The following is a 10,619-nucleotide window of genomic DNA, read 5'->3' on the forward strand; positions in this document are numbered from 1 at the left end:
ATTTTACAGCCATTCGATGATTTTGGCATTTTCGGGTAACTTAGCATCTCGTTGCCCGATCGCCCGTGACCTAGCCGTAAATATACTGATGGGAGAATTGAATAAATTTACGGCTGTGGCTGTCCCCGCGATCGCTTTTACACTATCTTTTGGTAATTCTTTCAATAGCCAACGCACCAAGCGATAGCCACATTCTTGCAGTGTCACTTCGCGCATTAACTCTATGCCGTGTAATTCGTGTAAATAACGATTTGAGCGTCCATAGCGTCGCCATTGACTTTGAAATTCTTTGAGCGTTGTGCGGTGGTGGTGCTGCACAATGGCCTGTGGTGCAAACTCTAAACGCCCGATATTTTGTTGTAAAATCCGCCAACAAATGTCTGCATCACCGCCAGTAGTTAAATAAGGACGGAATAAGCCTGCTTTTTCCAATCCTAGGCGGCGAATTGCTAAATTGGCTGTTTGCCCGTAAGCCCCAAAGGGATGGGCAAGTGTGTGCTGTTGCGATAGGGTTTGGTGCATTTCTGCGTATTGCTCTAGCAAAGTGTTGCCAGGTAAAGCAGTAATTTCACCAGCGACAATCACAACATCAGTAGAAACAAATGGCTGGATGAGTAACTCTAACCATTGGGGTTGTGGATGACAATCAGCATCAGTAAAGGCGATGATTTCACCTTGGGCAGCACGAATCCCAGTGTTACGCGCGGCGTAGGAACTTTGTATTTTATTTTCGCTTAAAGGTTTAATTGTAATTGGAGAATTTGCCGCAGCTTCCTGAATTAAAGTCAGGGTGCGATCGCTACTATTGTTATCTACCAGTAAGTATTCTACGCGGTCTTTGGGGTAAGTTTGGGATGACAAACAATTAATTAATGCTGGTAAATCTAATTCACCGTTATAAATAGGAACAACCACCGATACCATAGGCAAAAAGCTGTGGACGGTGGTTGCATTAACTGACTGATAATTCATAAGATTTAGAATTTTGTTGATGGGATTACTAACTAGTATTCCCAATCCTAAATTTTCTGAAGGTTTCATTGGTCAGTTTTTATAGTTCCAGAAACCTGGATAGAAAAATACTGAATACATGAACCCTGAACTTTTAAAATTGCAAGTCGCTAGCACCAGCACTCATCGGACGGCTGCTTTGATTAACTGGGGACTGAGCGAAACTATTATTCGATAAAGCTGCGATCGCACGGGCATATTGTGGATCGCTTTGAGTGCCAATTAATGTAGGATTAGTTGCTAACTGACGCTCTTGTGCTTCTGTCAATTCTATTTTGATATCAGGGGTAATTCCCTTGTGGTTAATGTCCGTTCCTAGTGGGGTGTAGTAATGGGCAATGGTGACTGCCAATCCTGAACCATCAGAGAGTTCGTGAACTGATTGTACTAACGCTTTGCCGAAGGTTTGGCTGCCAATCACGACTGCGCGTTTGTTATCTTTGAGCGCGCCTGTGAGAATTTCACTAGCACTGGCTGAATTACCATCTACCAATATTGCCAAGGGCAGTTTAGTTAAGGCTGTACGATTAGCTTTTGTCTGCTCACTGCTACCTTGACGGTCAACGGTGCGGACGATTGCCCCATTATCCATCCACATCCGGGCAATTTCTATACTAGCTTGTAACAAACCACCAGGATTACCGCGCAAATCTAATACAAAAGCATCAACTTTTTGATTGCTTAAATCACGGATAGCACGGCGCATTTGGTCTGCGGCGTGACCGCTAAATTCACGTAAGCGAATGTAGCCAACACGACGATTAGATTCTTGTTTGAGGCTGTAACTAACTGTAGGAACTTCAATAGTGGCGCGTGTCAGCTTCAAATCAAATGTATTCTGTCCGGTTCTACCCAAACGTAATGTTATGGGAGTTCCGGCTTGACCACGAATTAGTTTAGAAGCATCATCCACCTTCATTTTTAGGGTAGATTTGCCATCAATTGCTAATATTTCATCGCCAGCTTTAATCCCTGCTCTCAAGGCTGGGGAATTTTCTAGAGCTTCAACAACGGTGAGTCGCTTGGTTTGTTCGTTGACTTCCATCCGAATACCAATACCTGAGACTTCACCGGATGTCTGATTTGTGAGAGCCTCATACTGTCTGGGATCCATAAACCTTGTGTAAGGATCGCCCAATTTTTGTAATGCTTCTCGAATCGCTATATAAGCTTCGTCTTTAGAAGCATAATCTTTACTTAATAGGCTCTGCCTAGTTGCTTGCCAATCTTGTTGATTAAAACTGCCATCCACATACTCACGATTTACTAGTTGCCATACTTGGTCAACTAAGGCTTTAGGGCTGTCTTGTAGAGCTGCCCTAACACAGCGAGTCCAAGCGGGGCCAAATACTGAGATAGTGGCTGTTGTGGCGATCGCTCCACCAATCATGGCTAGTTGGAGCAGCGAGGAACGTTTCGCAGAATGGTTCATGTATATCAGCTGGAATAATTTGTGTTGTTGACAGTTTAGCAATCAGACTTTTCAGAGTTTTTTAAGTTTTTATACTCTATATTCATTTAACTTTTCTTCATTATTTTCTCCTCTAGATTATCTTAAAAATTTTATTTTGCTACCTTAACAAGACATATGTAGACTTATTAACTTTGTTAGCGGTCAAATGTAATACTATGAAGCTCTTGTGACACTTTTACCTGTGTCCTATTTACACCCTATATTAATTTTATAAGATAGCATTTTGCTGACTGACTTGCAGGCATTTTTGCCTTTCTTTAACTCAGCTTTTTTTCGTTATGTCATGAGACATAAATTTACTCAGATTTCGGCAATTTTCTCCCAGCATGAATTGAAAAAACGGTGGCGATTGTTACAAAAAATCTTCCGTATTTTATGCTTAGTTTTGGGTTGCTGGCTCATTGTCACCACTATAACCTTAGTTTCGGCATCGTCTAGGCCTGTTGATGCTGTATTTGTCCTTGGTGGCAGCATTCGCCGTGAAATTTATGTTGCCCAACAAGCAAAACAATATCCACAAATTCCCATCTTAATTTCCCGTGGTTCTTTAGACCCTTGTATATGGCTGATTTTTCAGCGCGAGAGTGCCCCTAAGCAGAATGTTTGGTTAGAAAATTGTGCTGATTCTACGTTTGATAACTTTTACTATGGCATTCCAATTCTGCAACGTTGGGGAGTACATAAAGTCAGGCTGATTAGTTCCCCTTCTCACTTCCCGCGTGCAAAATGGATGGCGCAGATTTTGTTTGGGGCGCACGGCATTTGGGTAGAACCAGAAGTTGTGCAAGAAAAAGGCCGTCCGGCTAATCGGGAATATTGGTGGAAAACAGGGTTTGATATCTCACGAAGTTTGATTTGGGCAGTTTTGGGCCAATTTAACCAACCAAAATGCTCAAGTATCACCAAGTTAACCGATGTTGATATAGAAGCTTGGCAGCGTCAAGGTTTTAAGTGTGAACGTCAAGGTGGAGTGGGAATGAAGGGGAAGGGTGCAGGGGTGAAGGGGCGTTAATTTGTAATTATGTAATAGTCAATCTTAATTCTTTCCCTTACACCCATACCCCCTTATACCCTCATACCCATTCTCAATTTTGCCTAAATGCCAAAAGGTCTTGCTATTGCGTTATGTTTGTGAAATACTTGTTTTTAAAATACGGTAAATCGATGCGGATTTAGTAGTATTTTTGAGATACACCATAAAACATCCTGTCCTCAAAGGAATTGCGGACTAATCCTTAAGATGACAAACACAGGAATTCGGATTAATCAAGTTAAAGTCCCAAATGGAGATTTGCAGATTGACGCGTATTTAGCGGAACCTGCAAAAGAAGGGAAATTCCCAGCGATAATTGTGATTCAAGAAATCTTTGGGGTCAACATCCACATTCGGGAAGTTGCGGAAAGATTAGCTAAAGAGGGATATGTAGCGATCGCACCTGCATTATTTCAACGGACTGCACCGGGTTTTGAAGCTGGTTATACTCCCGATGATATCCAACGCGGTCGTGCGGCGAAGGATCAGACGAAAGCTGAAGAGATATTGAGTGATATTCAAGCTGCGATCGCTTATGTAAGAACTCTACCAAATGTCAAAGGCGATGCGATCGGCTCTATTGGTTTTTGTTTTGGTGGTCACGTTGTTTATCTAGCTGCTACCTTACCAGATATCAAAGCTACAGCATCATTCTACGGTGGTGGTATTCCCAACACTACACCTGGTGGTGGAGAACCTACAATTAATAGAACCCCAGATATTCAAGGGCCAATCTATGCCTTCTTTGGTACGGAAGATAAAGGTATACCCTTAGAACAAACTGAACAAATTGAAGCGGAATTAAAAAAACATCGTATTCCTCATAGCATATTCCGTTATTCTGGCGCAGAGCATGGCTTTTTCTGTAATCATCGCGCTAGTTATAATGCCACAGCTGCGGCTGATGCGTGGACTCATGTTTTAGAACTATTCCAGACAAATTTGCAATTGCAGCCAGTCTCAGGCTGAATTGCTACTACAACAAAACATAACTCCTCCTTACCTAAACAAACTCTGCCATAAATTTGATGACTTGGTAATTGGTAATTATTAATTACCAGTTACCAGTTTTTCCCTGGTACTTTATAGCAGAATTCAGGAGGTAGCTTTGAGAATTCAAGCGTTTAGTTCAATCACTGGAAATTTGCTGTAATTCAGAAATTTATTAAGTCAGATTGCTCTGGCTGTGATTTGTCGTGTCTAGCTTTTTGCCAATAATTTTAAAACATGGTAACAGCGTTACAAGAATTCAAAATTAATATCTTTCGCCGTTTTTCTCTTTTCATACTGCTAGGAATATTTACTAAGAGATAAGATTTATGGAAATATTTTGGTATTTACCGACCCAGGGTGATGAACGATATTTAGGGACAAAAATTGGCAGACGACAAGCTAATTATCCTTATATGCAGCAAATTGCCCAAGCTGTAGATAAATTAGGCTACGGTGGGATGTTAATTGGGACGGGACAAAAGCAGGATACTTGGATTGTGGCTGCTTCTTTGATTCCGGTGACAGAACGCTTACGGTTTTTAGTGGCGTTTCGTCCAGCAATTATGTCACCTTCCCTCGCGGTGAGGATGGCGGCTACCTTTGACCAACTTTCTAACGGCCGCATTATTTTAAATGTGGTGACTGGTGGCGACTCCAAAGAATTAGCCAAAGATGGCGTTTTCTTAGACCATGACCAGCGTTATGAATTGACTGATGAATTTTTAACAATTTGGCGATCGCTTATGCAAGGCGATGATGTAACCTTCAAAGGTCGCCACCTGCAAGTTGAGGGTGCTAAATTACAATTCCCCCCAGTCCAAAAACCCTACCCTACCTTATATTTTGGTGGTTCTTCTGATGCAGCTTTGCAAGTTGCAGCCAAACACATCGATGTTTATTTAACTTGGGGTGAACCACCAGCCCAAGTTGCCGAAAAAATTGCTAAAGTTCGCCAATTAGCAGCCGAACAAGGTAGAACAGTCCGTTTTGGCATTCGGATGCACGTTATTGTCCGGGAAACCACCCAAAAGGCTTGGGATGCAGCCAACGAACTAATCAAATATCTTGATGATGACACAATTGCTGCTGCTCACAAACGCTTTGTCCAGTCAGAATCAGCAGGACAACGGCGGATGGCGCAGCTAAATAACGGTAGTCGCCAAAATTTAGAAATCAGTCCGAATTTATGGTCTGGTGTCGGCTTAGTCCGGGGTGGTGCGGGTACAGCCTTAGTCGGAGATCCAGACACCGTAGCAGCGAGAATCCAGGAATATGCTGATTTAGGAATTGATACCTTTGTATTTTCCGGCTACCCCCACTTAGAAGAAGCTTATCGCGTCGCTGAGTTACTTTTCCCCCGCTTACCACTGCAAACTTCGCAAAACGCCATACCACAGCAATTACCAACACCCTTTAACGAGTTTGTCACCAAGACAGATTTACTTAAACCCCAGCCTGTGTAGTTGCAGGCGATCGCATTTATGTTTCTACCATAAGGATAAAAGTAATGAGTACGCCAAAAAAACAATTGAAACTGGGTGCATTTTTATCCAGTAGTGGACATCACCTAGCCTCATGGCGGTATCCCAATGCACAGGCTAACGGTGGTTTGAATATTCAGCATTTTAAACGCCTGGCAAAGACCGCAGAACGGGGAAAATTTGATATGATTTTCTTTGCTGATGGTGTAGCTGTGCGCGATCGCGGTCAAGGTACAGAAGTTTTAAGCCGTAATGGCAAACTCGTCCATTTTGAACCACTGACTCTACTATCAGCTTTGTCTGTAGTCACAGAACGCATTGGCTTAACCGCGACAGTCTCTACCACCTACAACGAACCTTATCACCTCGCTCGGAAGTTTGCTTCTCTTGACTATCTTAGTGGTGGCCGTGCTGGTTGGAATCTCGTCACCTCTGCCACTGAATCAGAAGCGTTGAATTTCAACCGCGAACAACACATGGAACATACTCTGCGCTACGAACGCGCCCGTGAGTTTGTTGATGTTGTTACCAAACTTTGGGACAGTTGGGAAGATGATGCTTTGTTGCAAGATAAAGAATCAGGTATTTACTTCGACCCAGATAAACTACACGTTCCCAACCACAAAGGCGAACATTTTGCGGTGCGCGGCCCGTTGAATGTCGCTCGTCCTATCCAAGGATACCCAGTAATAATTCAAGCTGGTTCTTCGGAAGATGGTAAAAATCTCGCTGCCCAAACAGCAGAAGTGATATTTACTGCCCAGCAAACCCTAGAAGAAGCCCAAGCCTTCTACGCAGATGTCAAAGGCCGACTCGCCCAATATGGACGTTCCCCAGACCATCTCAAAATTATGCCTGGTGTGTTCCCCGTCATTGGCAGAACTGAACAAGAAGCCAAGGATAAATTCGAGCAAATTCAAGAGTTAATTGATCCTGTGGTTGGCTTGAATTTGTTGGGAGGAATGATTGGTGGATTTGATTTATCAGCCTACCCATTAGATGGGCCATTACCTGAATTGCCAGAGACAAACGGTGGTAAAAGCCGTCAAAAACTGTTGACAGATTTAGCCCGACGAGAAAATTTAACAATTCGCCAACTGTATTTATCAATTGCTGGGGCGCGGGGACATCGGCAAATTCTCGGCACACCAGAACAAATTGCTGACCAATTAGAAGAGTGGTTTATTCATGGTGGGGCTGATGGATTTAATATTATGCCGCCTTGGCTACCGGGAGGCTTGGATGAATTTGTCGATTTGGTCATCCCCGAACTGCAACGCCGGGGATTATTCCGCACTGAGTACGAAGGTTGGATACTCAATACTTCTCGGTTAAGGACAAAAGCAAGGTAAAGTGATAATTGTTCACCAAGAAGAGTGATGTAAAAAACTGGTGCTGCTAAAAGATTTCTCCTTGATCACGCCAACGCTAGAAGCAGAGTTAATATTCAAAGCGATAGAAACAGTGATTTCCCCGTCTGTAATTAGACAAACTCTACTAGAGACAGGGAGTTGTGAAGAGCGGTCACGGAAATTGCCATCTGGGCTGGTAGTGTGTCTGGTCATAGCAATGAATCTATGGTCATCAGATGCAATGGGGGAGGTACTGAAAAATCTGGTGAGTGGATTAAGTAGAGAATGGACGCGGTTAGGGAAGTATTGGGTTAGATGTAACTTTACCCAATCGCTTTGAAAATAGAATTTTACGTATAGATGTCTCAACAATGATGTTATGGGGAAACCTAGTTGGACAACTAGAACTTTCGGGGCGACCTCTACCTGTCATGGATTCTTTAATTGCTGCCTTAGCCCTGCAACATTCTCTAATATTAGTCACTCGCAACGAAAATGATTTTGCCGGAACAGGGATTGTCATCTTTAATCCTTGGTCTGGTTAGTTGTTACCAACTCAAAAGCCGAGCTTTAAAGTTTAGAGCATTATATAAAGCTTGTATGAACTAATTCTTGGCTTCCAGAAGTATCCTTATGTTAATTAATCATATTTAGTTATATCTTTTAGAGCAACTCTCATCAAATAATCATTGTTTACGTATAATTAAATGTATTACTAAATACAACGTCATATTTTTTCTCAATAAAAAATGAAAAATAAAGCAGATTATCAAACTAATAATAAAAATAAGAAATATCTTTATATAAAAGATAACCTGCAAATTATATTAAGAATTTATTACATTAGTTTTATTTAAGAATTTATTTTGAATTTCTAGTAAAGATGTTTATTTTCTTGACAAAACAATGATATCTATTGAGTTACGGCTAGAGTAAAAGCTCTTATATCTTCAGCTATATGAATTTTCATTTGCGGAATCAATAATTTTCGATGCGTCACTATTAGTGATTAAGCAAATGATAAGTCATGAATAAACTGTTGCTAAATCAACAGTATTGTTTTCTATCGTTCTCTATTCAGATTCAAGCTAACAAATCTTCATCGTAGAAGATGAGATAAATATTGTTTTCTCAAGTATCAATAAGCGGCTGTCTAATTGATTGGTAATAATGCCAATGCTGAAATTCTGCAACAGTCAGATAAATACTTTTTGAGAAAATATTGCCGTTATTTTTTACTGTCCAGGCAAATTAGTCTACCACACACAATCATTCAAATTTAGAGGATTTTGATTATGCCTAGATTGACAGTTCCACCAAATATCATAGGCACTGCTGGTAACGACACACTGGTTGGTGAAGATATAAATCAATCTTCAGCAATAGGTATTGATATTTTAACTGGAGGTTTCATTTGTACACGAGGCGGGAATGACACTATTAGGGGTACTGGTACTGGCAGCAATGGTAGTGCGGGGATTGGCAGCGGCGGACTAGGCCTTATGGGGACTGGCATCAGCAACAGTGGCAGTCTGTATACTGGCAATGGAGATGACGCTATCACTGGCATTGGTTCTGGCGGTTCTGGCGGCAATGCTAGTGGTAGTAGTCCCTCTGGTGGTATCACCAGAGGCGGCGATGGCGATGCAGGGATTGGCATCAGTAATAGTAGCAGTCTGTATACTGGCAATGGAAACGACACTATCACTGGCACTGGTTCTGGCGGTTCTGGCGGCAGCAGCAACAGCGGCGGTTTTGGTAGTGTCAACTTTGCTGGCAATGGCAATGCGGGGATTGGCATCAGCAATAGTGGCAGTCTGTATACTGGCAATGGAGATGATGCTATCATTGGCACTGGTTCTGGTGGTTCTGGCGGCAGCAGCGGTAACAGCAGTTTCAGCAGAGGCGGCAACGGCGATGCAGGGACTGGAATTAGCAACAGTGGCAGTCTGTATACTGGCAATGGAAATGACATTATCACTGGTACTGGCTCTGGCGGTTCTGGCGGCGGCATAGGTGGTTTCAGCAGAGGCGGCAACAACGGCAACGGCAATGCAGGGACTGGAATTAGCAACAGTGGCAGTCTGTATACTGGCAATGGAAACGACACTATCACTGGCACTGGTTCTGGCGGTTCTGGCGGCAAGACCAACGGTGGTTTTGGAAGTCCCAACTTCCTCGCCGGCTCTGGTGGTCAAGGGATTGGCATCAGTAACTTTAAAGAAGCTCTCATCTCTACTGGAAGTGGTAATGACACAATTAAGGGTTATGGGAATAGTTCAGACCCAAATGCACTCGCTTATGGAATATTCAACAATGGTCTCATTGATACTGGTAATGGTCGTGACATCCTAACCGGACAAGCTACAGCAACAGTTGGTGGTACTGTCTATGGCATTTATGGAACAGGAACCATCAACACAGGTAGTGGCAATGATGAAGTTACAGCCACCAGTACCATCAATGAAGTTCAACAAAAGGTCAGTATCGGTGGTGGTATCAAAATTGATCTAGGCACTGGAGATGATAAATTTCAAGGGTTTGGTAATGGAACTGTTGATGGTGGAAATGGTTTTGACACCCTAGACCTTAGTGCTTTCAATCGCTCCCAACTAGTTATTTCTGGCGTAATATCAGGCAATGTCCTGAATCCGGCTAACATTTCATTTAATAACAATGGAAATGTCGTAACACTCTCCACTACTGGCTTTGAGAATTTTATCTTTGCCGATACCACTTTGTCTTACAGCACTTTGGTTTAAAGACACAATTGCCACAATCGTAAATTACTTAAAGCAATGGCGTATGCCTTGATCATCTTTTGACCGTTGTATGTTTCACGCCCGCTCATCAAGAAAAACGAGCAGATGTTTGTACCAACGGGCGATATCTGCAACAAGCTAGTCTTACGCGCTGCTGTGCTGGGTTGGGTGATTAGGATTTTAGGCTAACGGGCTTGAGCCACTCTATTATTAACTCTTAACCGAGAAGTATTGGCTGGACACTGAGAGAACATCTTGGTTTGCCTCGTCCTGTTAACCAATTCAGCAAGATTAAGGCTAATTCTGAGCCTGTAGCAGTATAAGAAATTATGCTAAGTGGAGGTAATAGGTCAATAGGCTTGGGTTAAGGTTATTTGTGATGTTTCCAAATCTGTAGAGACGGTGCAATGCAACGTCTCTACAAATGTTATCGGTTGAATTATCTGATAGGTAGCATTGGAGGGGGTTTCAATCCTCTTGAGGGTGCAGTCTTCACTACACCCTCAACCCTAC

10 protein-coding genes are annotated in these 10,619 nt (G+C 42.5%); 7 read left to right on the plus strand and 3 right to left on the minus strand.

The window, feature by feature from the left end:
- Positions 1-3: 3 nt before the first annotated feature.
- Positions 4-972 carry a glycosyltransferase gene (locus H6G69_RS09730; protein WP_190685360.1) on the minus strand — a complete coding sequence of 323 codons (969 nt, stop codon included), beginning with the start codon at positions 970-972 and terminating at the stop codon, positions 4-6.
- 133 nt (positions 973-1,105) lie between these two features.
- Complete coding sequence (gene ctpB, locus H6G69_RS09735; RefSeq protein ID WP_190685202.1) at positions 1,106-2,443, minus strand: carboxyl-terminal processing protease CtpB; 1,338 nt, start codon at positions 2,441-2,443, stop codon at positions 1,106-1,108.
- 325 nt (positions 2,444-2,768) lie between these two features.
- Between ctpB and H6G69_RS09740 the strand changes: the two genes are divergently transcribed.
- The 4 genes from H6G69_RS09740 to H6G69_RS09755 all read left to right on the plus strand — a co-directional run bounded on the left by H6G69_RS09740 (position 2,769) and on the right by H6G69_RS09755 (position 7,344).
- Positions 2,769-3,497, plus strand: a complete 729-nt coding sequence (locus H6G69_RS09740; RefSeq protein ID WP_190685363.1) for a YdcF family protein — start codon at positions 2,769-2,771, stop codon at positions 3,495-3,497.
- 228 nt (positions 3,498-3,725) lie between these two features.
- Complete coding sequence (locus H6G69_RS09745; RefSeq protein WP_190685204.1) at positions 3,726-4,487, plus strand: dienelactone hydrolase family protein; 762 nt, start codon at positions 3,726-3,728, stop codon at positions 4,485-4,487.
- Positions 4,488-4,837: 350 nt separating this feature from the next.
- Positions 4,838-5,974 (plus strand): FMNH2-dependent alkanesulfonate monooxygenase, encoded by a 1,137-nt coding sequence (gene ssuD / locus H6G69_RS09750; RefSeq protein ID WP_190685206.1) that lies wholly within the window; start codon positions 4,838-4,840, stop codon positions 5,972-5,974.
- 44 nt (positions 5,975-6,018) lie between these two features.
- Positions 6,019-7,344: an LLM class flavin-dependent oxidoreductase gene (locus tag H6G69_RS09755; RefSeq protein WP_190685208.1), complete on the plus strand. Its 1,326-nt coding sequence runs from the start codon at positions 6,019-6,021 to the stop codon at positions 7,342-7,344.
- A gap of 12 nt (positions 7,345-7,356) precedes the next feature.
- Here the strand turns inward: H6G69_RS09755 and H6G69_RS33810 are convergent, their stop codons facing one another.
- Positions 7,357-7,557 (minus strand): hypothetical protein, encoded by a 201-nt coding sequence (locus tag H6G69_RS33810; RefSeq protein ID WP_242072020.1) that lies wholly within the window; start codon positions 7,555-7,557, stop codon positions 7,357-7,359.
- Between H6G69_RS33810 and H6G69_RS33815 the strand changes: the two genes are divergently transcribed.
- The 3 genes from H6G69_RS33815 (at position 7,475) to H6G69_RS09770 (ending at position 10,106) form a co-directional block, all read left to right on the plus strand.
- Entirely contained in the window at positions 7,475-7,684 is a 210-nt protein-coding gene (locus H6G69_RS33815; RefSeq protein ID WP_397326909.1) for a transposase domain-containing protein, read from the plus strand. The genes H6G69_RS33810 and H6G69_RS33815 overlap by 83 nt on opposite strands.
- Positions 7,685-7,715: 31 nt before the next feature.
- Positions 7,716-7,889, plus strand: a complete 174-nt coding sequence (locus tag H6G69_RS09765) for a hypothetical protein (RefSeq protein ID WP_190685209.1) — start codon at positions 7,716-7,718, stop codon at positions 7,887-7,889.
- 750 nt (positions 7,890-8,639) lie between these two features.
- Positions 8,640-10,106, plus strand: a complete 1,467-nt coding sequence (locus H6G69_RS09770; protein ID WP_190685211.1) for a hypothetical protein — start codon at positions 8,640-8,642, stop codon at positions 10,104-10,106.
- The last annotated feature ends 513 nt before the right edge of the window (positions 10,107-10,619 follow it).

This window comes from Nostoc sp. FACHB-110, from assembly GCF_014697425.1.
Classification (GTDB): Bacteria; Cyanobacteriota; Cyanobacteriia; order Cyanobacteriales; family Nostocaceae; genus Nostoc_B.